Source organism: Streptomyces caatingaensis, assembly GCF_001187435.1.
In the GTDB taxonomy this organism is placed as follows: domain Bacteria; phylum Actinomycetota; class Actinomycetes; order Streptomycetales; family Streptomycetaceae; genus Streptomyces; species Streptomyces caatingaensis.
Genome location: NZ_LFXA01000008.1, coordinates 1 through 24,818 on the forward strand (window position 1 = coordinate 1; position 24,818 = coordinate 24,818).

The window sequence follows — 24,818 nt, forward strand, 5'->3', positions numbered from 1 at the left end:
AATATCAACCGGTTGTCCATCGACTACGCCTGTCGGCCTCGCCTTAGGTCCCGACTTACCCTGGGCAGATCAGCTTGACCCAGGAACCCTTAGTCAATCGGCGCACACGTTTCCCACGTGGTATTCGCTACTCATGCCTGCATTCTCACTCGTGAACCGTCCACAACTACCTTCCGGCGCTGCTTCACCCGGCACACGACGCTCCCCTACCCACCACAACAACCGTTAGGTCTCATGCTGCAGTGACACGACTTCGGCGGTACGCTTGAGCCCCGCTACATTGTCGGCGCGGAATCACTTGACCAGTGAGCTATTACGCACTCTTTCAAGGGTGGCTGCTTCTAAGCCAACCTCCTGGTTGTCTCTGCGACTCCACATCCTTTCCCACTTAGCGTACGCTTAGGGGCCTTAGTCGATGCTCTGGGCTGTTTCCCTCTCGACCATGGAGCTTATCCCCACAGTCTCACTGCCGCGCTCTCACTTACCGGCATTCGGAGTTTGGGCTAAGGTCAGTAACCCGGTAGGGCCCATCGCCTATCCAGTGCTCTACCTCCGGCAAGAAACACACGACGCTGCACCTAAATGCATTTCGGGGAGAACCAGCTATCACGGAGTTTGATTGGCCTTTCACCCCTAACCACAGGTCATCCCCAGGTTTTCAACCCTGGTGGGTTCGGTCCTCCACGAAGTCTTACCTCCGCTTCAACCTGCCCATGGCTAGATCACCCCGCTTCGGGTCTTGGGCGCGCTACTAGGTCGCCCTCTTCGGACTCGCTTTCGCTACGGCTTCCCACACGGGTTAACCTCGCAACACACCGCAAACTCGCAGGCTCATTCTTCAAAAGGCACGCAGTCACGACACACCAAGCAAGCTTGATGTGCGACGCTCCCACGGCTTGTAGGCACACGGTTTCAGGTACTATTTCACTCCGCTCCCGCGGTACTTTTCACCATTCCCTCACGGTACTATCCGCTATCGGTCACCAGGGAATATTTAGGCTTAACGGGTGGTCCCGCCAGATTCACACGGGATTTCTCGGGCCCCGTGCTACCTTGGGGTGTCTCTCAAACGAGCCGCTGACGTTTCGACTACGGGGGTCTTACCCTCTACGCCGGACCTTTCGCATGTCCTTCGCCTACATCAACGGTTTCTAACTCGTCTCACAGCCGGCAGACTATGAAAGAGAGATCCCACAACCCCGCATACGCAACCCCCTGCCGGGTATCCACACGCATACGGTTTGGCCTCATCCAGTTTCGCTCGCCACTACTCCCGGAATCACGGTTGTTTTCTCTTCCTGCGGGTACTGAGATGTTTCACTTCCCCGCGTTCCCTCCACACTGCCTATGTGTTCAGCAGCGGGTGACAGCCCATGACGACTGCCGGGTTTCCCCATTCGGACACCCCGGATCACAGCTCGGTTGACAGCTCCCCGGGGCCTATCGCGGCCTCCCACGTCCTTCATCGGTTCCTGGTGCCAAGGCATCCACCGTGCGCCCTTAAAAACTTGGCCACAGATGCTCGCGTCCACTGTGCAGTTCTCAAACAACGACCAGCCACCCACCACCCCGACACCGAAGCATCGAGTTCACTGGGGCCGGCACCGAAGGACAGCCATACAGCCGTACCCTCAGACACCCAACAGCGTGCCCGGCCCAGCGACTCGAGACCCTCGCGTTCCACGCCGAAGCAGTACTAACGAACATCCCTCTGTCACTGTGCCGAGTAGTCAACGTTCCACCCATGAGCAACCGTACGAGACATTCGCTCGTAGTCGGCTATGTGCTCCTTAGAAAGGAGGTGATCCAGCCGCACCTTCCGGTACGGCTACCTTGTTACGACTTCGTCCCAATCGCCAGTCCCACCTTCGACGGCTCCCTCCACAAGGGTTGGGCCACCGGCTTCGGGTGTTACCGACTTTCGTGACGTGACGGGCGGTGTGTACAAGGCCCGGGAACGTATTCACCGCAGCAATGCTGATCTGCGATTACTAGCAACTCCAACTTCATGGGGTCGAGTTGCAGACCCCAATCCGAACTGAGACCGGCTTTTTGAGATTCGCTCCACCTCACGGCATCGCAGCTCATTGTACCGGCCATTGTAGCACGTGTGCAGCCCAAGACATAAGGGGCATGATGACTTGACGTCGTCCCCACCTTCCTCCGAGTTGACCCCGGCAGTCTCCTGTGAGTCCCCATCACCCCGAAAGGCATGCTGGCAACACAGAACAAGGGTTGCGCTCGTTGCGGGACTTAACCCAACATCTCACGACACGAGCTGACGACAGCCATGCACCACCTGTACACCGACCACAAGGGGGCGACCATCTCTGGCCGTTTCCGATGTATGTCAAGCCTTGGTAAGGTTCTTCGCGTTGCGTCGAATTAAGCCACATGCTCCGCTGCTTGTGCGGGCCCCCGTCAATTCCTTTGAGTTTTAGCCTTGCGGCCGTACTCCCCAGGCGGGGCACTTAATGCGTTAGCTGCGGCACGGACGACGTGGAATGTCGCCCACACCTAGTGCCCAACGTTTACGGCGTGGACTACCAGGGTATCTAATCCTGTTCGCTCCCCACGCTTTCGCTCCTCAGCGTCAGTATCGGCCCAGAGATCCGCCTTCGCCACCGGTGTTCCTCCTGATATCTGCGCATTTCACCGCTACACCAGGAATTCCGATCTCCCCTACCGAACTCTAGCCTGCCCGTATCGAATGCAGACCCGGAGTTAAGCCCCGGGCTTTCACATCCGACGCGACAAGCCGCCTACGAGCTCTTTACGCCCAATAATTCCGGACAACGCTTGCGCCCTACGTATTACCGCGGCTGCTGGCACGTAGTTAGCCGGCGCTTCTTCTGCAGGTACCGTCACTTGCGCTTCTTCCCTGCTGAAAGAGGTTTACAACCCGAAGGCCGTCATCCCTCACGCGGCGTCGCTGCATCAGGCTTGCGCCCATTGTGCAATATTCCCCACTGCTGCCTCCCGTAGGAGTCTGGGCCGTGTCTCAGTCCCAGTGTGGCCGGTCGCCCTCTCAGGCCGGCTACCCGTCGTCGCCTTGGTAGGCCATCACCCCACCAACAAGCTGATAGGCCGCGGGCTCATCCTGCACCGCCGGAGCTTTCCACCCACCGAGATGCCTCGGCAGGTCATATCCGGTATTAGACCCCGTTTCCAGGGCTTGTCCCAGAGTGCAGGGCAGATTGCCCACGTGTTACTCACCCGTTCGCCACTAATCCACCACCGAAGCGGCTTCATCGTTCGACTTGCATGTGTTAAGCACGCCGCCAGCGTTCGTCCTGAGCCAGGATCAAACTCTCCGTGAATGCTTACCGGACTCATACCGGTTCAACACTCGCGTTGAGCGGAACAGCCAGGCGGAATAAGCCCGGCCGTTCACAGCGTCCTCGCTGTGTTTTTCAAAGGAACCTCATCCCAACCGGTCAAACCGGCCGGAACGGGGTTGTTTTATAGTCTGGCGTTGACTTTTGGCACGCTGTTGAGTTCTCAAGGAACGGACGCTTCCTTCGCTCCTGTTTCACCAGGCGCTCCGGGCGCTTCCCTTCGTTGTTTCCAACCTTACCAGATCCGATTTCTCGTTTCCGGCCCCCTGCTGGATCGGGGCTTTCCCGCCTTTCCGCTTTCGCGGCCCGGCGTGATCACTACTTTAGCGGATTTCCCCGGCGACTCCTAATCGGAGTCCGGAACCGAATTCCGGCATGCCGAAATCCATCCCGTTCAGGGGCCGTGCAGTAGGAATCCCGCCGACTGGCGTGAAACGCCGCCCCGGCCTCCTCACGGACGCCGCGGCAACTCGAAGAACTCTACACGAGGTTCAGGGGTGCTCGCGCCCGCCCCCCTCCTCGTACTCCCGCCGGTGCAGTCGCTCCCCCGGCGCCTCCTGGAGGGCCCGCAGGGACCAGGCGAGGAAGACGCCGACGAAGCCGATGGCGAGCAGTCCGGACGACGGGCGCTCCGCGGCCTCGGCCCCCTCCCGTGCCGGGTCCGGGCGGCGGACGAACCCCTCCCAGGTGCGGCGGAAGGCCAGCGCCGTACAGATGGCGACGGCGCCGGCCACCAGGACGTTCACCACGCCGCCGACCTTGGCGATGGCCAGGCCCTCGTAGCCGAGGCGCAGGAGGAGGGCGCCGGCCACGGCGGCCAGCAGGCCGCCCACGGCGACGCCGGCGCGGCGCAGGGCGTAGCCGCCGTCGTGCTCGACCCAGGTCGTGCCGAAGAAACGGATCGGTTGCGGGGTCCGGGGGTGCTGTCCGCTCATGTGCCGATTGTGCCGTTCCTTCACGGACGCAGCGCCGTGGCGGATCCGGCGTCAGGAGCAGCTGCCCGTCACGAAGCCGCCGCTGCCCGTCTTGACGTAGGAGTCGGATACGTATTGTCCCGGTCCGATGTTGTCCCAGATGTTCGTCGTGCCGCAGGGGCCGGTGACCGTTTCGCCGCGGGTCTGGCAGCGGATCTGGACCCGGGAGCCTCTTGGGAGGACCCTGACCACCGGGCTGTCGGTACCGGGGCCGCTGCGCACGTTCACCTGGTAGCCGGGAGCGATGGCGTACGAGGCGAGGCCGGCGGCCTGGAGGGTCTCTTCATTGGTCATGGAGCGTCTTCCCCCGTTCCGAATCGACCGTCAGCAGACTGTTGTTGACGGCTGAATGACATGCGCAGGCTAGCAAGGTCCCGGCACGCCCTCCCGGGGATCGGGCGCCCCATCGACTAGGCTCCGCACGCCGCCTATGCGGCCGAGAGGACAACGGGGGTGGGGTAATGCCGCCGCTGCGCGACACCGGGAGCGGACTGGGAGCGGAGGATCCCGGGTACGCCGGTCGGTACCGCCTGGAAGGGCGCCTCGGCTCGGGCGGCATGGGTGTCGTGCACCTGGCGCACTCGCCGTCGGGGCTGCGCCTCGCGGTCAAGGTGGTGCACGCCGAGTACGCGGCCGATCCCGAGTTCAGGGCGCGGTTCCGGCAGGAGGTGGCGGCCGCCCGCCGGGTGAGCGGGGCGTTCACCGCGCCGGTCGTGGACGCGGACCCGGACTGCGAGCGGCCGTGGATGGCCACGCTGTGCATCGCGGGCCCGACCCTCGCCTCGTACATCAAGGAGAACGGTCCCCTCGCCCCGGACGCGGTGCGGCGGCTGGCGGCGGGGCTCGCGGAGGCGCTGCGCGACATCCACCGCGCCGGGGTCGTGCACCGGGATCTCAAGCCGAGCAACGTCCTGCTCGCCGAGGACGGGCCCAAGGTCATCGACTTCGGCATCTCGCGGCCGTACGACAGCGAGTTGCGGACGGAGACGGGCAAGCTGGTCGGCACGCCGCCGTTCATGGCGCCGGAGCAGTTCCAGCGGCCGCGCGAGGTGGGGCCGGCGGCGGATGTGTTCGCGCTGGCGTCGCTGCTGGTCCACGCGGCGACGGGGCGCGGGCCGTTCGAGTCGGACAGTCCTTATCTGGTCGCGTACCAAGTGGTGCACGACGAGCCGGACTTGGCGGGGGTGCCGGCCGATCTGGTGCCGCTGCTGCGGGACTGTCTGGCGAAGGAGCCGGAGGACCGGCCGACGCCGGACGCGATCATGTCGCGGCTGCCGGCCCTGGAGGAGCACGAGCGGCCGACCGTGCCGCGGCTGCCGGACGTGTCGTCCGTGCCGCCCGCGCTCCCGCCGCCCCGGCGGCGGGTGCCCCGGCGGAGGCCGCGGCGGGCGGACACGCCGGTGACGCACTCGCGGTCGGGTCCCGGCGCCCCGCCCGGGGAGCCGCCCGGAAGGCCGCCCGGGGATCCGGTCACCGCGGCTTCGCGCCGGCGGCGCGCCTCGTGGTTCGCCCTCGGGGCGGCCGTCGTGGTCGCGCTGGGCGTCGGCGCCGGCTGGGCGGTGAACCGGGCGGGGCCCGGGAGCGAGCCGCTGCAGACGCGGCCGTCCTCCTCGGCGTGGACGAAGTGGCAGCAGCCCTGGCAGACGTCCCTCGGGAGGACCCGGGCGGCGGCCTCCTGCGCCTACGCGGAGGGCGACCTCTACTGCTCGGCGCCCGGGCTGCTCGCGGTCCGCATCGATCCCGTCGACGGGCGGGTGGTCTGGCGGCGGACGGCGGCGGCGCCGGCGCGGTCCGGCGGTGTCGCGTCGCCGAGGGCGCCCGTCGTGGGCGGGGGGCTGGTGCACGTCCTGTCGGCGGACGGGCGCGAACTGCTCGCGCTCGACCCGGAGTCGGGCGGCACGCGCCGGACGCGGGACGTGTCGCGGTACCTGGCGCGGGTCTATCCCGGGGGCGACGCGCTCCTGCTGGCCGCCCGGGACGGGACGGTGGCCGCGCTGGACGCGGGGAGCGGCCGGGAGCTCTGGCGGCACCGGATCGCCGGGCTGGGCACCCCCGTCCTCTCCTCGTACGGCACCGGGCCCGTCTACGCGCTCGGTCCGGCGGACGGCGGGCGGCGGACGCTGGTGGCGGCCGTCGATCCGGCGACCGGGAACACGCTCTGGCAGTGGACGGCGGACGGGACGCTGCAGGCGGTGGGGGCGCGTACGGACGGCGCCCTCCATCTGACGGCGACGGACGGGGAGAACCGGGTGACCGCCGTCGTCCGCTACGACCCGGCGGCGCGGCGGGAGCGCCGGGTGCCGCTGGACGTGCCGCTGTACACGGCCACCGCGATGGCGCGCGGCGACGCCGTCTATCTCCTGGCGGGGGACGGCGGGCTCACGGCCGTGGACACGGAGCGGGGGCGGCGGCTGTGGAAGCTGGAGACGTCGGTGTCCAACGCGTCGGTGCCGGTGGCGGACCGGCGGCGGGTGTACTTCCTGGCCGCGGACGGGCGGTTGACGGCGGTGGACGCGGAGCGGGGGGCTCTGCTCGGGCAGACGCGGGCGCGGCCGGCGGGGCCGGACAGGGGGTTCGCGGGGGAGGTGCCGGCGCCGGTGGTGGGGCGGGGGAAGGTTTTCGGTTCGGCGCCGGACGGGGTGGTGTTCGGGGTGGGGGTGCGGGAGCCTGCGCGGTGGCGGTAGGGGGTTTGCCCCGGACCCTCCCCCAGAGGGGGCATCCCCGTTTCACCGTTTCTTCCGGGGGCTCCGCCCCCTCCGGCCCCGGGCCGCGCTCCGCGCGGTGGCGGGGCTTCGCCCCCCAAGCCCCCTTGTCGCCTTGTCGGGAGAGGTGCGCCTCACCCCAGACGGCTCACGTCCCGCACCGCGCCCTTGTCCGCGCTCGTCGCCATCGCCGCGTAGGCCCGCAGGGCCGCCGAGACCTTGCGGTTGCGGCCGGTGGGGGCGTAGACGCCGCCGAGGGCGGCGCGGCGGGCGGTCAACTCCTCCTCGGGGACGAGGAGTTCGATGGAGCGGGCGGGGATGTCGATGCGGATGCGGTCCCCGTCGCGCACGAGTGCGATCGTTCCGCCGGCCGCGGCCTCGGGCGACGCGTGTCCGATCGAGAGGCCGGAGGTGCCTCCGGAGAAGCGGCCGTCCGTGACGAGGGCGCACGCCTTGCCGAGGCCGCGGCCCTTGAGGAACGAGGTGGGGTAGAGCATCTCCTGCATGCCGGGGCCGCCGCGCGGGCCCTCGTAGCGGATGACGACGACGTCGCCCTCCTTGACCTGCTTCCCGAGGATCTTCTCGACGGCCTCGTCCTGCGACTCGCAGACGACGGCCGGGCCCTCGAAGGTCCAGATCGACTCGTCGACGCCGGCGGTCTTCACGACGCAGCCGTCGACGGCGAGGTTGCCCTTGAGGACGGCCAGTCCGCCGTCCTTCGAGTAGGCGTGCTCGACGGAGCGGATGCAGCCGCCGGCCGCGTCGAGGTCCAGGCTCTCCCAGCGCTCGGACTGGGAGAAGGCGGTGGCCGAGCGCCGGCAGCCGGGGGCGGCGTGGAAGAGTTCGACGGCCTCCGGGGAGGGCGAACCGCCGCGCACGTCCCAGGACTTGAGCCACTCGGCGAGCGACGCGGAGTGGACGGAGTGGACGTCCTCGTCGAGGAGGCCGGCGCGGTGGAGTTCGCCGAGGATGGCGGGGACGCCGCCGGCGCGGTGCACGTCCTCCATGTAATAGGTGCCGCCGGGGGCGACGTTGGGGGCGACCTTGGCGAGGCACGGGACGCGGCGGGAGACGGCGTCGATGTCGTTCAGGCCGTAGTCCAGCCCGGCCTCCTGCGCGGCGGCGAGCAGGTGCAGGATCGTGTTGGTGGAGCCGCCCATGGCGATGTCGAGGGCCATGGCGTTGTCGAAGGCGGCGCGGGTGGCGATGGAGCGGGGGAGGACGGAGTCGTCGCCCTGCTCGTAGTGGCGCCTGGTGATCTCGACGACCGTGCGGCCCGCGTTCTCGTAGAGGGCGCGGCGGGCGGTGTGGGTGGCGAGGGTGGAGCCGTTGCCGGGGAGGGAGAGGCCGATGGCCTCGGTGAGGCAGTTCATCGAGTTGGCGGTGAACATGCCGGAGCAGGAGCCGCAGGTGGGGCAGGCGTTCTCCTCGATGCGGAGGACGTCCTCGTCGGAGACGCTCTCGTCGGACGCGTCGACGATCGCGTTGATCAGGTCGAGCTTGCGGACGGTGCCGTCGACGAGGGTGGCCCGGCCGGCCTCCATGGGGCCGCCGGAGACGAAGACCGTGGGGATGTCGAGGCGCAGCGCGGCCATCAGCATGCCCGGGGTGATCTTGTCGCAGTTGGAGATGCAGATCAGGGCGTCGGCGCAGTGGGCCTCGACCATGTACTCGACGCTGTCCGCGATCAGGTCGCGGGAGGGCAGGGAGTAGAGCATGCCGCCGTGGCCCATGGCGATGCCGTCGTCGACGGCGATGGTGTTGAACTCGCGGGGCACGGCGCCGGCGGCGCGGATCGCGTCGGAGACGATGCGGCCGACGGGCGCGAGGTGGGTGTGGCCGGGGACGAACTCGGTGAAGGAGTTGGCGACGGCCACGATCGGCTTGCCGATGTCCTCGCTCGCTACCCCGGAGGCGCGGAGGAGGGCGCGGGCGCCCGCCATGTTGCGGCCGTGGGTGACGGTGCGGGACCTCAGCTGGCGCATGTGCTCCACTCCTTACGGATGCGGTGGGTCCTCCGAGCCTACGCTCAGGATCCAAGATCCGGACAGGGTTTCCGCGATGCGAGACGGTCCGGGCGTCTCAGCCGGTCAGGTGCGCCCGTACCGCCGCGGCCGCCCTCGCCACGACGGTCTCGAAGCCGACCGACGCCAGCGGCTCCACCTTGATCACATAGCGGAGCATGGCCGTGCCCACCAGCTGGGCCGCGGCCAGTTCGGCGCGCAGCCGGGCGTCGGCGACGCCGAGGAGGCCGGCGACGGGCAGCATCAGCCGGTCGGTGACGAGTTCGCGGAAGACGGCGGCCGCGGTCTCGTTGGCGACGGCGGAGCGGACGACCGCGAGCAGCGGCTCCCGGGTGGCCGGGTCCTCCCACAGGCCGAGGACGAAGCGGGTCATCCGCTCGCCCACGTCGTCCCGTCCGCCCTCGGGCAGGGCGGCCGCGGCGGCCAGCGCGGGGGCCAGGCCCGCCTCGACGGCGGCGGCGAAGAGTCGTTCCTTCGGGCCGAAGTAGTGGTGGACGAGGGCCGGGTCCACGCCCGCGCCCTTGGCGACGGCGCGGATGGAGGCCCCGTCGTAGCCCCGCTCGGCGAACTCGGCCCGGGCGGCGGCGACGATGCGCTCCCGCGCGCCGGGGCCGTCGCCGGCCTCGGCGCGGGGCGGGCGGCCGCGGCGGCGGGGCGGGGTCTCCGGCGGGGTCACGGCCGGGCCGCGCCGGTCGGGGAGGCGAGGTGGAGCCGGGTGAAGGCGAGCGCCTCGGCGAGGTCGGCCTCGCGTTCGGCGGCCGACATGGCGCGCCGGGTGTTGACCTCGACGACGATGTGCCCGTCGAAGCCGCTGACGGCGAGCTGTTCGAGGAGCTCGGCGCAGGGCTGTTTGCCGCGGCCGGGGACGAGGTGCTCGTCCTTGTTGGAACCGTTGCCGTCGGCGAGGTGGACGTGGGCGAGGCGGTCGCCCATCCGGGCGACCATGTCGAGCGCCTCCGTGCGGGCGGTGGCGGTGTGCGAGAGGTCGACCGTGAAGTGCCGGTAGTCGTCCTGGGTGACGTCCCAGTCGGGCGCGTAGGCGAGCAGTTCGCGGTCGCGGTAGCGCCAGGGGTACATGTTCTCGACCGCGAAACGGACGTCGGTCTCGTCGGCCATGCGCCAGATCCCGCGGACGAAGTCGCGGGCGTAGGAGCGCTGCCAGCGGAACGGCGGGTGGACGACGACGGTGCCGGCGCCCAGCCGCTCGGCCGCGGCGCGGGCCCGCTGGAGCTTGACCCAGGGGTCGGTGGACCAGACGCGCTGGGTGATCAGCAGACAGGGCGCGTGGACGGCCAGGACGGGGATGCGGTGGTAGTCGGAGAGCCGGCGCAGGGCGTCGATGTCCTGGCTGACCGGGTCCGTCCACACCATGACCTCGACGCCGTCGTAGCCGAGCCGGGCGGCGATCTCGAACGCCGTCGCCGTGGACTCGGGGTAGACCGAGGCGGTGGACAGGGCGACCTTCGCGTCCGGGATCCGCACCACTGGCTCTGTCACGAGGGACAGCGTACGACCGCCCCTCGCGCGGCGTGCAGGTGGTGCCTGCGGCTGCTGGTGCCTCGGTGCTGTGGCGCCTCGCCCTTGCGGGGGCGGCGGCCGGTCGGGGCCGCGCCCCGGGGGGCCTCGTCTCGCCGGCGCCGCACCGCACCGGCGCCTCACCTCGCCAAAGCCTCTTCCCTCCGGGACCTCGTCCCCCTCCTCCCCCCGTGCCTCACCCCGTAGGCAAATGGTCCAGCCGGCGCAGGATGACGCCCTCGCGGAGGGCCCAGGGGCAGAGTTCGGTCTCGTCCACGCCGAAGAGGTCCATCGCCGCCTCGGCGACGAGGGCGCCGGCGAGGAGCTGGGGGGCGCGGCCGGCTGGGACGCCGGGGAGGGCGGCGCGCTGCTGGGGGGTCATGGCGGCGAGGCGGGGCACCCACTCGGCGAGCGACTTGCGGCTGAGGGTGCGGCGGTCGCGGGGGCCGTCGCCGGCGAAGCGGGCGAGCTGCTTGAAGGTCTTGGAGGTGGCGACGGCGCGGTCGGGGGAGCCGGCGCGGGAGAAGCCGCCGACCACCCGGGCGATCTCGGTGCGGATGTGGCGGCGCAGGGCGCGGACGTCCTCGGGGCCGGGGAGTTCGTCCGGCAGCAGGGCGGCGGTCAGCCGGCCGGCGCCGAGCGGGAGGGAGACGGCGACGTCGGGGTCCTCGTCCATGCCGTAGGCGATCTCCAGGGAGCCGCCGCCGATGTCGAGGACGAGCAGCCGGCCGGCCGACCAGCCGAACCAGCGGCGGACGGCGAGGAAGGTGAGCCGCGCCTCCGCCTCGCCGCTGAGCACGGGCAGGGCGACGCCGGTCTCCTCGCGGACGCGGGCGAGGACGGCGTCCGCGTTGGCCGCCTCGCGGACGGCGGAGGTGGCGAAGGGCAGCACCTCCTCGACGCCCTTGTCCTCGGCCGCCTCCAGGGCCTCGCGGATCACCCGCACCAGGCGTTCGACGCCCTCGTCGCCGATGGCGCCGGAGTCGTCGAGGAGCTCGGCGAGGCGCAGTTCGGCCTTGTGGGAGTGGGCGGGCAGGGGGCGGGCGCCCTGATGCGCGTCCACCACCAGCAGGTGGACGGTATTCGAACCCACGTCGAGGACACCGAGTCTCATGCGGGGAACGCTACTGGGGCCCGTGGGGACACATAGGCTTGAGGTGTGGCAAAGACGAAGAAGGCGAAGCAGCCGGTGATCCCTGACGAGGTCGGGCTGGACTTCGCCCGGGCGTGGGTCGAGTTCCCCGATCCGGCCGACGACGAACAGGTCTTCCGCTGCGACCTGACCTGGCTGACGTCCCGCTGGAGCTGCGTCTTCGGCAGCGGCTGCCAGGGGATCAAGGCCGGGCGGGCCGACGACGGCTGCTGCACGCTGGGCGCGCACTTCTCGGACGAGGAGGACGAGGAGCGGGTGGCCGGGCACGTGGCCCGGCTGACGCCGGAGATCTGGCAGTTCCACGAGGTGGGGACGGACCCGGACGGGGACGGGTGGACGCAGGTCGACGAGGACGGCGAGCGGCAGACGCGCCGCTGGAAGGGCTCCTGCATCTTCCAGAACCGCCCCGGGTTCGGCGGGGGCGCGGGCTGCGCCCTGCACATCCTGGCGCTGCGGGAGGGGCGCGAGCCGCTGGAGACCAAGCCGGACGTGTGCTGGCAGCTCCCGGTCCGGCGGACGTACGAGTGGATCGACCGGCCCGACGACACGCGCGTCCTCCAGGTCTCGATCGGCGAGTACGACCGGCGGGGGTGGGGGCCGGGCGGCCACGACCTGCACTGGTGGTGCACGTCGGCGCGGTCGGCGCACGGGGCGGGGAAGCCGGTGTACGAGAGCTACCGGGCCGAGCTGGTGGAGATGATGGGGCCGGAGGCGTACGCGCGGCTGGTCGAGCTGTGCGAGGAGCGGATGGCTGCGCTGCTGCCGGTGGCTCCGCACCCGGCGGACGGCGGGGCGGCGGCGGCCGGCCGCTGAGGGGCGGAGCCCCTGCACGACCCCTGGCGCGCGTGCCGCGCGAAGGGGAAGCCGGAGGCGCCCGGGCGGGCGTCAGGAAACGGTGGAAGGGCGGGGCTGGGGCAGTCTCACCACCGCACCCCCGGGCATCAGCACGACCCGCCCCCATCCCCACCCCCGTCCCCGGTCCGGATCCGCGTCGTCCGTGTCCGGGGAGACGGTGACCGTGACGCTCCGGCCGGGCCGGAGCACCCCGCCCACCCCGCTCAGCCGCAGCCACGGCGCGTCCGCCGTCGCGGACCAGCGGACCTCCCCGCCGACGGCGGTGAGCGTGACGAGCGTGTCGTCCCCGTGCTGCCGCGCCGTGACGGTGAGGCGGCCGCGGGAGCGCCCGGGGCCGAGGACGTCACCGGTGTCCTCGAAGGGCGCCGAGGCGCCCTCGGGCACCCCGGCCGGCACCCCCCGGCACACCGCCCACAGGGCCAGCACCGGCGCGGCGACGACCGCCGCGACGACGGTGGTGGTGACGGCCCGGTGCCGCAGCCGCCCGCACCGCCCGGCGCGGTCCCGCGGCGGCCGGGGGAAGCCGTCCCGGTCGTAGCGCGGGCCTCGCGGCCCCCGGGCCCCGCGCGCCCGGGCCACCGCGGCGCCCACGTCCGCGAGGGGCGCGCGGACGAGCGGCGGCACCGGCGCCGACGTCCCCGGCCAGGAGCCCGCGGCGGCCCGCTCGGCGGCCCGGCGGCAGCGGGCGCACTCGTCCACGTGCCGGACGAGCGCCCGGCGCGGGCCGTCCGCGAGGCCCGCGAGCCCCGGACAGCCGCCCCGCGCGGCGACGGCGAGCGCGACCCGCGCGCGCTCGACCTCGCAGGCGCCGCTGGCGATGAGCGCGCGGGCGGCGCCGGGCTCGGCCCGCAGGACGGCGGCGACCTCCCTGGGGGCGAGCCCGTGCCGTACGGCGAGTTCGAAGGCCTCCGGCCAGTCGGGGTCGCGCGGGACCGGACAGGCCCAGCGGGCCAGGGCGTAGAGCCAGGGCCGGAGCTCCGGCCCGGCGGGCGCGCGGTCGGCGCGCCGCTCGGCGTGGGCCAGGGCCTCGCCGAGGGCCGCCGTGGCGGCCGCGGGGTCGCCGAGCGCGGACAGGCAGTAGGTGTAGAGGCCGTCGAGGTGCGGCGCCCAGGGGACGTGGCTGCGCGTCGTCATCCCGGCGACCGTAGGCCGACGGCCCGACCCATTCGCGCCACTCACCCGGTTTTACCCCGTACGGGGGATGTGCCCACCGCAACGCCCGCGCCCCGCCACAACACCCCCGCACCACACCCGCCACACCCCCCGCCGCAACACCCTCCGCACCAGCGCCGCCGCACCGGGCCCCCGGGTGTCAGTGGCTACCGCTACGGTGACCCGCATGGCTGCTGCCCGTACCTCCCGTTCGTCCAAGGACCGCCCCTCCTACCGCTGCACGGAGTGCGGCTGGACCACCGCCAAGTGGCTCGGCCGCTGCCCCGAGTGCCAGGCGTGGGGCACGGTCGAGGAGTACGGCGCGCCCGCCGTGCGCACCACGGCCGCCGGCCGGGTCACGTCCGCCGCCCTGCCCATCGGCCAGGTGGACGGCCGGCAGGCGACGGCCCGCGGCACGGGCGTCCCGGAGCTCGACCGGGTGCTGGGCGGCGGCCTGGTGCCCGGCGCGGTGGTGCTGCTGGCGGGCGAGCCGGGCGTCGGCAAGTCGACGCTGCTGCTGGACGTCGCCGCGAAGTCCGCCTCCGCCGAGCACCGGACGCTGTACGTGACGGGCGAGGAGTCGGCGAGCCAGGTCCGGCTGCGGGCCGACCGCATCGGCGCGCTCTCCGAGCACCTCTACCTCGCGGCGGAGACGGACCTGTCGGCGGTTCTCGGCCACCTCGACGCGGTCAAGCCGTCCCTGCTGATCCTGGACTCGGTGCAGACGGTCGCCTCCCCGGAGATCGACGGTGCCCCGGGCGGCATGGCCCAGGTGCGCGAGGTCGCGGGCGCCCTCATCCGCGCCTCCAAGGAGCGCGGGATGTCAACGCTGCTCGTCGGCCATGTCACCAAGGACGGCGCGATCGCCGGCCCCCGCCTGCTGGAGCACCTGGTGGACGTCGTGCTGCACTTCGAGGGCGACCGGCACGCCCGCCTGCGCCTGGTCCGCGGCGTGAAGAACCGCTACGGGGCGACGGACGAGGTCGGCTGCTTCGAGCTGCACGACGAGGGCATCACCGGCCTGGCCGACCCGAGCGGCCTCTTCCTGACCCGCCGCGACGAGCCCGTCCCCGGCACCTGTCTGACCGTCACCCTGGAGGGCCGCCGCCCGCTGGTGGCGGAGGTGCAGGCGCTGACGGTGGATTCGCAGATCCCCTCGCCCCGGCGCACGACCTCGGGCCTGGAGACCTCCCGCGTCTCGATGATGCTGGCGGTGCTGGAGCAGCGCGGCCGCATCAGCGCCCTGGGCAAGCGCGACATCTACAGCGCGACCGTCGGCGGCGTGAAGCTCTCCGAGCCCGCCGCCGACCTGGCCGTCGCGCTGGCCCTGGCCAGCGCCGCGAGCGACACCCCGCTGCCGAAGAACCTGGTGGCCATCGGCGAGGTCGGCCTGGCCGGCGAGGTCCGCCGGGTCACGGGCGTCCAGCGCCGGCTGGCCGAGGCGCACCGGCTGGGCTTCACCCACGCCCTGGTGCCGGGCGACCCGGGCAAGGTGCCCGCGGGAATGCGGGTGCTGGAGGTGGCCGACATAGCGGATGCGCTGCGCGTACTGCCCCGGAGCAGGAGGGGCGCGGGTGGCGGGAGCGCCGCCGGCGGGGAGCGGGACGGGGCCCGGCCGGAGGACGCCCCCCTTCGAGCGGCCCGACGCCAGTAGACTTTCCCTGGTCCCGCCTCCCGGTACGCGCCGGGGGTGCCCCCAGCACGCGACCGGGTGCGCGAGCACGCGGGGTGGGCGGTTCGCGGCCACCGTTGACCATGCGACCGGAGGAGTGCAGTGGCAGCCAACGACCGGGCATCGGGCCCCGGCAGGGCCGGGGGCGGCTCCGGTGGCTCCCATGCCGACGCCCTGATGCGCGCCTCGCTGAGCGCCGTCGCGCCCGGCACGGCCCTGCGCGACGGGCTGGAGCGCGTGCTGCGCGGCAACACCGGCGGGCTCATCGTCCTCGGCATGGACAAGACCGTCGACTCGATGTGCACCGGCGGTTTCGTCCTCGACGTCGAGTTCACCGCGACCAGACTCCGCGAGCTGTGCAAGCTCGACGGCGCGCTGATCCTCGACAAGGACATCACCAAGATCGTCCGGGCGGGCGTCCAGCTCGTCCCCGACGCCTCGATCCCCACCGAGGAGACCGGCACGCGGCACCGCACCGCGCAGCGGGTCTCGATCCAGTGCGGCTTCCCCGTCGTCTCCGTGAGCCAGTCGATGCGGCTGATCGCGCTGTACGTGGACGGGGAGCGGCGGGTGCTGGAGGAGTCCGGCGCGATCCTCTCCCGCGCCAACCAGGCGCTCGCGACGCTGGAGCGCTACAAGCTGCGGCTGGACGAGGTGGCCGGCACGCTCTCCGCCCTGGAGATCGAGGACCTGGTCACCGTCCGGGACGTCACGGCGGTCTCGCAGCGCCTGGAGATGGTCCGCCGGATCGCCACCGAGATCGCGGAGTACGTGGTCGAGCTGGGCACCGACGGCCGTCTCCTCTCGCTCCAGCTCGACGAGTTGATCGCCGGCGTCGAGCCGGAGCGCGAGCTGGTCGTGCGGGACTACGTGCCCGAGCCCACCGCCAAGCGCACCCGCACGGTCGCCGAGGCGCTCTCCGAGCTGGACTCGCTCACCCACAGCGAGCTGCTCGAACTGCCCATCGTGGCACGGGCGCTCGGCTACAGCGGCTCCCCCGAGACGCTCGACTCGGCGGTCTCCCCGCGCGGTTACCGGCTGCTGGCCAAGGTGCCGCGGCTGCCCGGCGCGATCATCGAGCGGCTGGTGGACCACTTCGGCGGGCTGCAGAAGCTGCTGGCCGCCAGCGTGGACGACCTCCAGACCGTGGACGGCGTCGGCGAGGCCCGCGCCCGCTCGGTCCGCGAGGGCCTCTCGCGGCTGGCGGAGTCGTCCATCCTGGAGCGGTACGTGTAACACGGGTGACGGGGAGGGGCCCACCGCGGTGGGCCCCTCCCCGTCACCCGTGCCGTCCGGCCTTGCCCAGGACGGCGCTCAGCCCTTGTCCAGGGCGAACTCCGCCCGGTCGGTGACTCCCGCGATCTTCACCTCGACCCGGTACGAACCGGCGTGCGCCGGGCCGCCCGCGTTCGCGGTGGCACACTGCGGGGCGCTGTGCGCCCGGTCCCACTCCACGGTGCGCCGGGTCTCGCCGGAGGCCGGCACCTCGACGAGGACGTCGCCGCGGCCGCGCGGGCAGTCGTCGGACGCCCACACGTGCTGCGTTCCCGAGGCGTCGGTGATCTTCAGAACGGCTGCGGGGGAGCCGAGGTTGACCTTGCAGGCGCTGCCGCCGGAGTTCCTCACGACGATCTCGAACTTGGGCCGCTCGCCCGGCCCGTAGGCGGCCTTGACGCTGCGCACGGCCACACGGACGCTTCCTGACGTGCAGTCAGGAACCTTGGTGTCGTGGGCCAGGACCGTGCCGCTCCCGGCGCCCAGCACACCCGCGGCGGGCCCGGCGCCGCTTCCGCCCCCGGAGCCGCCCCCGGAGCCGCGCGCGGCACCCGTACCGCCGCCCACGCTCCCCAGGCCACCGACACTGCCCTGCCCGGCACCGCCGGACCCCGCGGAGCCGCCGGCGTCGCCCGTGCCGCCGGAGCCGCCCCCGGTGCCCGACTCGTCGCGGCCGCCGGGCCGTTGGGTGTAGTGCGGCCCGGACGGGGTCGGGCCCGGGGTGATGGTGGCACCTCCCGAGTCCCCGCTCCGGGGGCCGCCGTTCCTGGCGTCGGAGGAGGTGTCCTCACCGCCGAGGCTGAGCAGCCACACCACCAGCACGACGAGGACGGCGAGCACGGCAAGCGCAACTCCCCTCCGTCGCCAGTAGATGGACGAGGGAAGCGGCCCGATCGGATTGCGCAGTGATCCCACGCGAAAACTCTACGAGAGATCCCGCCGGGCTCCACCCCGTACCCGCCGTATGAGTGCCTACTTTTCTCATCATCTGCCCGGTGGTGAGGGCGTCCATGCCGTTCGGGACCGCGAATTCACCCGCCCTCGGACCACTCGGTCCTGTGCCCGAACCCCCGCCCGTTGTCGACGAGTCGGAGCCAACGCGGCCTCAGTTCCCACAGGTCCGCGCGCTCCATCGCCTGTCGCAGGCGCTCGTCGTGCTCCACGTACGGGAAGCGCTCCCGGTACGCCTCCAGGGCCGCCGCGCGCTCCGCCCCCGCCAGCCGCCGGCAGAGGCCCCGGCCCTGCACGCCGGTGAGTCCGGTCCACTCCTGGCCGTCACGCTGGGCGGTGAACGCGACGGGGACGTCGCCGGGGAGGAGGGCACGGCCGTGGCGGGTGGTGGGAGAAGTGACAAATACCAATGCCGGTGCGCCTGTTGCTCCTGAGGCCTCGGTGACCGGACAGAACACCGCGTAGAACACGGCGCAGGCTTGCGGGCCGTCGGCGTCGACGTAGGCGAGCGTGAGCGTGCTGTGCGCGTCGAGGGCGGCGCGGATCTCCGGGTCCATACCCCCATTCCACCTCCTGGCGGCGGAGGGTGGGCACGGTGGGGTGGGGTTCGGCCCCGGCCCCGCCCCAACACGACCGCACGGACGCGGCCACACGAAGACAGCCGAACGAACCCGCCCGCCCGATCACGCCCGCCCGATCACGCCCGTCCGATCACGACCGGTGGCAGACGAACCTCCGCTCCCCGCCCCCGCCCGTCTCCACGATCGCGCTCGCGCACCCCTCCGGGCACACCGGCGCCGCCGCGGCCGTGTTCCGGTACCGCTCCGGCGGGTGCTTGCACGACGAGCAGTACCAGCCAGGAGCGAGCCCGGGCACGGGGGTCATGTCCCACCACAGCGGATGCGCACAGGCCCGGCACCGGACCAGGGGCGGGGTTTCACGGCGGCCTTCCACAGGGCCATCGTCGGGGGAGACGCCCCGCGCCGGAGCACACCGGCGTCCGCTTCACCCGTACGGGAAGCCCCCACCGGCCCGTAGGATCGGCCGTGCCATGACTACGACGACGTCCGCCACGCCCCCGGCGGCTACGACGGCCGGGACGGCCCATCCCCTCCACACCCCCGTGATCGCCTGGTTCGAGGCCCACGCCCGGGACCTTCCCTGGCGGCGCCCGGAAGCGGGCGCGTGGGGCGTGATGGTCAGCGAGTTCATGCTCCAGCAGACGCCGGTCAACCGGGTGCTGCCGATGTACGAGCAGTGGCTGGCCCGCTGGCCGCGCCCGGCCGACCTGGCGGCGGAGCCGCCGGGCGAGGCGGTCCGCGCCTGGGGCCGCCTCGGCTACCCCCGGCGCGCCCTGCGCCTGCACGCCGCCGCGACGGCGATCACCGAGCGGCACGGCGGCGAGGTCCCCGACGACCACGCCGAGCTGCTGGCCCTGCCGGGCGTCGGCGAGTACACGGCGGCGGCCGTCGCCTCGTTCGCGTACGGCCGCCGGCACGCCGTGCTGGACACGAACGTCCGCCGCGTGTTCGCCCGCGCCGTCACCGGCGTCGAGTACCCGCCGAACGCCACGACGGCCGCCGAGCGCCGCCTCGCCCGCGAGCTGCTGCCCGGCGAGGAGGCGGTGGCCGCCCGCTGGGCGGCGGCGACGATGGAGCTGGGCGCGCTGGTGTGCACGGCCCGCTCCCCGGAGTGCGGACGCTGCCCGATCGCCGGGGACTGCGCCTGGCGGGCGGCGGGCTCACCGGCCCACGACGGCCCGCCGCGCCGCGGCCAGACGTACGCGGGCACGGACCGGCAGGTCCGCGGCCGGCTGCTGGCGGTGCTGCGCGAGGCGCACGGCCCCGTCCCGCAGGCGGCGCTGGACGCCGTGTGGGACGAGCCCGTGCAGCGCGCCCGTGCCCTGGACGGGCTGGTGGCGGACGGCCTCGTGGAGCCCCTGGAGGGGGCCCGGTACCGCCTCCCGCTCACCTAGCGGCGGGCCTGCGAACCGGACAGAGCCGCTCTTTCTCCCCTGCTGTTACACAACCTATGGATAGCTGTGTTCCAGCCGCAGGGCTGCTGCACATCACGTCGCAACAGCTCCTCCGTAGCGTCCTCTCCGTGCTGGACGAACGCGTCCGGCACGGGACAGCAGGCACGGGGACGCAAGCGGAATGGAGGCTGCGAGTATGGCCAGCAGCGGCAAGGTTCTGGACTTCGAAGAGTACGTTCGCAACCGTCAGGACGCACTCCTGCGCAGCGCCCGCCGTCTGGTCCCGGACCCCATCGACGCGCAGGACCTGCTCCAGACCGCTCTGGTCCGCACCTACGGCCGCTGGGACGGCATAGCCGACAAGTCGCTTGCCGACGCCTATCTGCGCCGTGTCATGATCAACACTCGTACGGAGTGGTGGCGCGCCCGCAAGCTGGACGAGGTGCCCACCGAGCAGCTCCCCGACGCCAGCGTCGAGGACGGCACCGAGCAGCACGCCGACCGTGCGCTGCTGATGGACATCCTCGGAGTCCTGGCACCCAAGCAGCGCAGCGTCGTCGTGCTGCGACACTGGGAGCAGATGAGCACCGAGGAGACGGCGGAGGCGCTCGGGATGTCGACCGGCACGGTCAAGAGCACCCTGCACCGGGCGCTGGCCAGGCTCCGCCAGGAGCTGGAGAGCCGCGACCTGGACTTCCACGCGCTCGAGCGCAACGAGCGGGGGCAGGAACGGTGCGCGGCCTGACCAAGGCGATCGCCGCACGACGGGACCGGCGGACGGACGGCACCGCGGGCCCGGCACGACCGGTGCTGATCACGGGTGGCGTGGTCGCGGCGACCGCCGCGACCGCCGGCCTGCTGCTCGCCGGGTGCAGCACCAGCACGGAGGGCGTCCGCAAGGAGGGCCCCGCCCAGACCCGGTCCACCGCCGAGTCCGCCGGGGGCAAGGCGCCGACGGCCTCGCCGTCGGCGAGCCGCACCAAGGTGGACGCCGCCGCGCTGATCAAGGGCGACCCCAGGATCAGCGACGCGGTGAAGAAGAACTTCAAGCCCTGTGTGAAGGACCAGTACCCGGTCGACGTCATCTACGGCCAGCTGACCGGCGCCTCCCGCGACGACGTCGTGGTGAACATCCTGACGTGCGGGGACGCCATCGGCATCGGCTCGTATGTGTACCGTGCGAAGGGTGACTCGTACGAGAATGTGTTCTCGTCCGAGACGTCGCCGGTCTACGCCGACATCGACCGCGGGGACCTCCAGGTCACGACGCAGATCTACGGCTCCGGCGACCCGGTCGCGGACCCGTCCGGCGAGGATGTGGTGACGTACCACTGGACGGACGGCAGGTTCCGGGAGACCGGGCGGACCCACACCGACTTCAGCAAGGTCGGCGGCACGACCGCCAAGAGCGAGGGCTCGGGATAGGAGGGCTGAGAGCAGCGTGGCCGATACGCATGTGCTCTTCGTCGAGGACGACGATGTGATCCGCGAGGCGACGCAGCTCGCCCTGGAACGTGACGGCTTCGTCGTCACCGCGGTGCCCGACGGCCTGCTGGGGCTGGAGCGGTTCCGCGCCCAGCGGCCCGACATCGCGCTGCTGGACGTGATGGTCCCCGGCCTGGACGGCGTCAGCCTCTGCCGGCGCATCCGCGACGAGTCCACCGTCCCCGTGATCATGCTGTCCGCGCGTGCGGACAGCATCGACGTCGTGCTGGGCCTGGAGGCCGGGGCCGACGACTACGTCACCAAGCCCTTCGACGGCGCCGTCCTCGTCGCCCGCATCCGGGCCGTGCTGCGCCGCTTCGGCCACGCGAGCGGCGCGGCGGGCACCGGGGACGCCCCCGAGGGCATAGCGGGCGGCGGCCTGCTGCGCTTCGGCGACCTGGAGGTCGACACGGAGGGCATGGAGGTCCGCAAGAACGGCGAGCACGTGGCCCTCACCCCCACCGAGATGCGGCTGCTGCTGGAGTTCTCCGCGGCGCCCGGCACGGTGCTCTCCCGCGACCGGCTGCTGGAGCGGGTCTGGGACTACGGCTGGGGCGGCGACACCCGGGTCGTCGACGTCCACGTCCAGCGGCTGCGCGGCAAGATCGGCCAGGACCGGATCGAGACGGTCCGCGGCTTCGGCTACAAGCTCAGAGGCTGAGCCTCCCGTGACGTCCCCCCACACCCCCCGGTCACGCCGGTCATGGTGAAGTTCACCCTCCGCAGCGGACTGCGCTGGAAGGTCAGCCTCGCCATCGCCGGCGTCGGCGCGCTGGTCGCGGTGGCGCTGAGCCTCGTCGTCCACAACGCCGCCCGCGCCTCGATGATCAACAGCAGCCGGGACACGATGGACCAGCGCATCCAGCTCGCCCAGCGCTACTACCAGTCCAACGGCCGCACGGTGCTGCACGCCAAGGTCGACGACCCCGCGCTGCCCAAGCAGCTCCGCGAGGCCGCCGCCATCGGGCAGCGCGCCACCTTCGTCCAGGACAGCGGCGGCGCCCCGCAGGTGTGGGCCTCGGTGCCGCTCAACAACGGCAAGATCCTCTCGATACACCAGCCGTTCCAGGACCGGCTGAAGATCCTCGACGACCTGGACAAGGCGCTGATCATCGGCTCGATCTCGGTGGTCCTCGGCGGCTGCGCGCTGGGCGTCCTCATCGGCGGCCAGCTCTCCAGCCGGCTCCGCAAGGCCTCCGCCGCCGCCCGCAAGCTCGCCGACGGCGACCGGGACGTACGGGTCCGCGAGGCCATCGGCGGCCGGGTGCGGGACGAGACCGACGACCTGGCGCGGGCGGTGGACGGCATGGCCCAGGCACTCCAGGACCGGCTGGAGGCCGAACGGCGGGTCACCGCCGACATCGCGCACGAACTGCGCACCCCGGTCACCGGCCTGCTGACGGCCGCCGAGCTGCTGCCGCCGGGCCGCCCGACCGAGCTCGTCCGCGACCGGGCCCAGGCCATGCGGACCCTCGTCGAGGACGTGCTGGAGGTGGCCCGGCTGGACGGCTTCGCCGAGCGGGCCGAGATGCAGGAGATCGAACTCGGCGACTTCGTCCGCCGCCGGGTGCGGACCTTCTCGCCGGACGCCCGCGTCACGGTCGTCCGCAGCGCCTACGTCTCCACCGACCCGCGCCGGCTGGAGCGCATCCTCGGCAATCTGCTGGCCAACGCCGCCAAGCACGGCCGGGGGCCCGTCGACGTCACCGTCGAGGGCCGGGTGCTCCGCGTCCGCGACCACGGGCCGGGCTTCCCCGAGGACCTGCTGCGCGAGGGCCCGAGCCGCTTCCGCACCGGCAGCGAGGACCGCGCCGGCAAGGGCCACGGCCTCGGCCTGACCATCGCCTCCGGCCAGGCCCGCGTGCTCGGCGCCCGCCTCAGCTTCCGCAACGCGGATCCCGAGGCGGAGGGCGGCGGCGGGGCGATCGCCGTGCTGTGGCTGCCGGAGTCGTCCCCGACGAGCACGGGTACGTTCCCGATCATCCGCGTCCCGGACTGACCCGCTCGCCGGTCAGAACGCCGCGCCGGTCAAGCGGGGAGGCGGGTATGCGGGTCACTGAGGCCCGACGCACTCCCCCCACTCCTTGCCGAAGTCCATCTCCGCCCGGCGCTCGGTGAGCGAGAACCAGTTGCCGGAGTCGTCCCGGAAGATCGCCTCGGTGCCGTACGGCCGCTCCTGCGGCTCCTGGAGGAACTCCACGCCCCGCGCCTTGAACGTCTCGTAGTCCCGGCGGACGTCGTCCGTGGCCAGCACACCGGCCCCCAGCGCCCCCTTGGCGACGAGCCTGCGCACGGCCTCGGCGGACTCCGGGTCCATGGCGGGCCCGCCCGGCACCATCAGGGTCAGCTCGACGTCGGGCTGGTCCTTGGCGCCGACGGTGAGCCAGCGCATGCCCTTGTCACCGCCCATGGTCATGTCGGTACGGACCTCGAGCCCGAGCTTCTCGGTGTAGAACTCCTTCGCCCGGTCCTGGTCCAGGACCCAGACGGTGGTGATGGCGATGCCCTTGATCATGTCGTGCTCCGGTGACTCGGTCGGAATGTCTCGGTGTCACCGTAGGCACGCCCCCCGCTACCCGGCTTCTCCAGAATTGCGGTCCTTCATCTCGGGGAAGGCGCCATTGTGGAGCAGGGCGTAGCACCCCGGGATGTGACCGGCCCCGCGCGGCGCGTGCGCGGCGCGGTACTCGCTCGGGGTCATCCCCGTCTGCCGCTTGAAGCGGGCGGAGAACGTGCCGAGGCTGCTGAAGCCGACCAGGACGCAGATCTCCGTCACGGAGAGGTTCGCGGTGCGCAGCAGTTCCTGGGCGCGTTCGACGCGGCGCCGGCTGAGGTACTGGCCGGGCGTCCGCCCGTAGAGCGCCTTGAAGGCGCGGACGAAGTGGTACCGCGAGTAGCCCGCGGCGGCCGCCACCGCGTCGAGGTCGAGCGGGGCGGCCCAGTCGCGGTCCATGGCGTCCTTGGCCAGCCGCAGCCTGCGGATGTGCGCGAGATCCATGGGTCCAGGGTGGATCAGAGCCGGTCGCCGCGGGCGCCCAGGAAGCCGACCGGCTCGACGGCGGTCCCGTAGTCCGGCGTCGTCCGGATCTCGAAGTGCAGGTGCGGACCGGACGAGTTGCCGGTGGAGCCCGACAGCCCGATCTGCTGGCCGGCGGTCACGCTCTGGCCGACCTGGACGGCGATGGACGACAGGTGCGCGTACTGCGAGTACGTGTTGTCGTCGTGCTTGATGACGATGGCGTTGCCGTACGCGGCGCCGTCGCCGCCGCCGTTCGGGCCCGCCTTGACGACGACGCCCCGGTGGACGGCCTTCACCGGGGTGCCGGTGGGCACGACCAGGTCCTGGCCGCTGTGCTTGTTGGCCCACATGTTCCCGGAGGCCCCGAAGGGCTGGCCGACGACGTAGCCGTCGACCGGCTTCACCCAGGCGTCGGCGAGGTTCGTCCGCGCCTCGGACCGGCTGGCCCGGGCCTTGTCCGCCGCGGCCTTCTCGTCCTTCTCCGCCTTCTCCTTCGCGGCCTTCTCCTTCTCCGCGGCGTGCTTCTGCGTCTCGGCCTGCGCCACGAGCGACCCGCCCAGGGCGGCGGGGGACGCGTCCGACAGCACGAGCGCGCTGACGGCGGGCTCCGCGGCCAGCGCCACGCCCGCACCCAGTGCCAGCGACGCGCCCAGGCCGACGGCCAGGGCGGTGGTGCTGCGGCGGGTACGGAAAGCGGTGCGCTTCGACATGAAGAAAAACCTCCAGAC

At 72.0% G+C, this 24,818-nt stretch carries 22 protein-coding genes and 2 rRNA genes; 9 read left to right on the forward strand and 15 right to left on the reverse strand.

What is annotated here, in order from left to right; all coding sequences use genetic code 11:
* From AC230_RS12680 to AC230_RS12695, 4 genes are all read right to left on the reverse strand, one after another.
* Positions 1 to 1,514 (reverse strand): 23S ribosomal RNA (locus AC230_RS12680); the annotation flags it as partial.
* Positions 1,515 to 1,794: 280 nt separating this feature from the next.
* Positions 1,795 to 3,320 (reverse strand): 16S ribosomal RNA (locus tag AC230_RS12685).
* A gap of 509 nt (positions 3,321 to 3,829) precedes the next feature.
* Entirely contained in the window at positions 3,830 to 4,273 is a 444-nt protein-coding gene (locus tag AC230_RS12690) for a hypothetical protein (RefSeq protein ID WP_049716285.1), read from the reverse strand.
* A gap of 51 nt (positions 4,274 to 4,324) precedes the next feature.
* Positions 4,325 to 4,606 (reverse strand): SH3 domain-containing protein, encoded by a 282-nt coding sequence (locus AC230_RS12695; protein ID WP_049716286.1) that lies wholly within the window; start codon positions 4,604 to 4,606, stop codon positions 4,325 to 4,327.
* Between the two features lie 167 nt (positions 4,607 to 4,773).
* On the opposite strand from AC230_RS12695, the gene AC230_RS12700 reads away from it, so the two are divergent.
* The gene (locus AC230_RS12700; protein ID WP_049716287.1) at positions 4,774 to 6,996 is read left to right on the forward strand and encodes an outer membrane protein assembly factor BamB family protein; all 2,223 of its coding nucleotides are present in this window, start codon (positions 4,774 to 4,776) and stop codon (positions 6,994 to 6,996) included.
* A gap of 152 nt (positions 6,997 to 7,148) precedes the next feature.
* Here AC230_RS12700 and ilvD read toward each other — a convergent pair whose 3' ends face one another.
* The 4 genes from ilvD to AC230_RS12720 form a co-directional block, all read right to left on the reverse strand.
* Positions 7,149 to 8,999, reverse strand: a complete 1,851-nt coding sequence (gene ilvD, locus AC230_RS12705) for a dihydroxy-acid dehydratase (RefSeq protein ID WP_049716288.1) — start codon at positions 8,997 to 8,999, stop codon at positions 7,149 to 7,151.
* A gap of 97 nt (positions 9,000 to 9,096) precedes the next feature.
* Positions 9,097 to 9,714, reverse strand: coding sequence for a TetR/AcrR family transcriptional regulator (locus AC230_RS12710; protein WP_049716289.1), 618 nt, complete (start codon positions 9,712 to 9,714; stop codon positions 9,097 to 9,099).
* The gene (locus tag AC230_RS12715) at positions 9,711 to 10,535 is read right to left on the reverse strand and encodes a sugar phosphate isomerase/epimerase family protein (protein ID WP_078871200.1); all 825 of its coding nucleotides are present in this window, start codon (positions 10,533 to 10,535) and stop codon (positions 9,711 to 9,713) included. The genes AC230_RS12710 and AC230_RS12715 overlap by 4 nt, the downstream gene beginning before the upstream one ends.
* Before the next feature lie 214 nt (positions 10,536 to 10,749).
* Positions 10,750 to 11,667 (reverse strand): Ppx/GppA family phosphatase, encoded by a 918-nt coding sequence (locus AC230_RS12720; RefSeq protein WP_049716291.1) that lies wholly within the window; start codon positions 11,665 to 11,667, stop codon positions 10,750 to 10,752.
* Positions 11,668 to 11,712: 45 nt separating this feature from the next.
* On the opposite strand from AC230_RS12720, the gene AC230_RS12725 reads away from it, so the two are divergent.
* A complete protein-coding gene (locus AC230_RS12725; protein ID WP_049716292.1) occupies positions 11,713 to 12,519 on the forward strand; it encodes a DUF3109 family protein in 807 nt (268 codons plus the stop codon).
* 72 nt (positions 12,520 to 12,591) lie between these two features.
* Here AC230_RS12725 and AC230_RS12730 read toward each other — a convergent pair whose 3' ends face one another.
* Positions 12,592 to 13,695 carry a hypothetical protein gene (locus AC230_RS12730; RefSeq protein WP_049716293.1) on the reverse strand — a complete coding sequence of 368 codons (1,104 nt, stop codon included), beginning with the start codon at positions 13,693 to 13,695 and terminating at the stop codon, positions 12,592 to 12,594.
* 205 nt (positions 13,696 to 13,900) lie between these two features.
* Between AC230_RS12730 and radA the strand changes: the two genes are divergently transcribed.
* Positions 13,901 to 15,367 carry a DNA repair protein RadA gene (gene radA, locus AC230_RS12735; protein WP_049716294.1) on the forward strand — a complete coding sequence of 489 codons (1,467 nt, stop codon included), beginning with the start codon at positions 13,901 to 13,903 and terminating at the stop codon, positions 15,365 to 15,367.
* A 120-nt stretch (positions 15,368 to 15,487) separates the two neighbouring features.
* A complete protein-coding gene (disA, locus tag AC230_RS12740; protein ID WP_049716295.1) occupies positions 15,488 to 16,621 on the forward strand; it encodes a DNA integrity scanning diadenylate cyclase DisA in 1,134 nt (377 codons plus the stop codon).
* A 78-nt stretch (positions 16,622 to 16,699) separates the two neighbouring features.
* On the opposite strand, the gene AC230_RS12745 is transcribed toward disA, so the two are convergent.
* The 3 genes from AC230_RS12745 to AC230_RS32535 form a co-directional block, all read right to left on the reverse strand.
* Positions 16,700 to 17,500 carry a hypothetical protein gene (locus tag AC230_RS12745; protein ID WP_338399794.1) on the reverse strand — a complete coding sequence of 267 codons (801 nt, stop codon included), beginning with the start codon at positions 17,498 to 17,500 and terminating at the stop codon, positions 16,700 to 16,702.
* A gap of 191 nt (positions 17,501 to 17,691) precedes the next feature.
* Positions 17,692 to 18,168 (reverse strand): pyridoxamine 5'-phosphate oxidase, encoded by a 477-nt coding sequence (locus AC230_RS12750; protein ID WP_049716297.1) that lies wholly within the window; start codon positions 18,166 to 18,168, stop codon positions 17,692 to 17,694.
* A gap of 154 nt (positions 18,169 to 18,322) precedes the next feature.
* A complete protein-coding gene (locus AC230_RS32535) occupies positions 18,323 to 18,496 on the reverse strand; it encodes a hypothetical protein (protein ID WP_157868564.1) in 174 nt (57 codons plus the stop codon).
* A 166-nt stretch (positions 18,497 to 18,662) separates the two neighbouring features.
* Here AC230_RS32535 and AC230_RS12755 point away from each other — a divergent pair, with 166 nt between their 5' ends.
* The 5 genes from AC230_RS12755 to cseC all read left to right on the forward strand — a co-directional run bounded on the left by AC230_RS12755 (position 18,663) and on the right by cseC (position 23,070).
* Positions 18,663 to 19,586 carry an HhH-GPD family protein gene (locus AC230_RS12755; protein WP_049716298.1) on the forward strand — a complete coding sequence of 308 codons (924 nt, stop codon included), beginning with the start codon at positions 18,663 to 18,665 and terminating at the stop codon, positions 19,584 to 19,586.
* 196 nt (positions 19,587 to 19,782) lie between these two features.
* Positions 19,783 to 20,331 (forward strand): SigE family RNA polymerase sigma factor, encoded by a 549-nt coding sequence (locus tag AC230_RS12760; RefSeq protein WP_087926908.1) that lies wholly within the window; start codon positions 19,783 to 19,785, stop codon positions 20,329 to 20,331.
* Positions 20,319 to 21,011: a hypothetical protein gene (locus AC230_RS12765; protein WP_078871201.1), complete on the forward strand. Its 693-nt coding sequence runs from the start codon at positions 20,319 to 20,321 to the stop codon at positions 21,009 to 21,011. Before AC230_RS12760 ends, AC230_RS12765 begins: the two co-directional genes overlap by 13 nt.
* A 16-nt stretch (positions 21,012 to 21,027) precedes the next feature.
* Entirely contained in the window at positions 21,028 to 21,732 is a 705-nt protein-coding gene (gene cseB, locus AC230_RS12770) for a two-component system response regulator CseB (RefSeq protein WP_049716300.1), read from the forward strand.
* 42 nt (positions 21,733 to 21,774) lie between these two features.
* Entirely contained in the window at positions 21,775 to 23,070 is a 1,296-nt protein-coding gene (gene cseC / locus AC230_RS12775) for a two-component system sensor histidine kinase CseC (protein WP_049716301.1), read from the forward strand.
* A 54-nt stretch (positions 23,071 to 23,124) separates the two neighbouring features.
* On the opposite strand, the gene AC230_RS12780 is transcribed toward cseC, so the two are convergent.
* From AC230_RS12780 to AC230_RS12790, 3 genes are read right to left on the reverse strand one after another with little or no spacing between them, the layout of a single operon-like run.
* A complete protein-coding gene (locus tag AC230_RS12780) occupies positions 23,125 to 23,586 on the reverse strand; it encodes a VOC family protein (RefSeq protein ID WP_049716302.1) in 462 nt (153 codons plus the stop codon).
* 57 nt (positions 23,587 to 23,643) lie between these two features.
* Positions 23,644 to 24,069, reverse strand: a complete 426-nt coding sequence (locus AC230_RS12785) for a helix-turn-helix transcriptional regulator (RefSeq protein ID WP_049716303.1) — start codon at positions 24,067 to 24,069, stop codon at positions 23,644 to 23,646.
* 14 nt (positions 24,070 to 24,083) lie between these two features.
* Entirely contained in the window at positions 24,084 to 24,800 is a 717-nt protein-coding gene (locus AC230_RS12790; protein WP_049716304.1) for a M23 family metallopeptidase, read from the reverse strand.
* Positions 24,801 to 24,818: the final 18 nt, after the last annotated feature.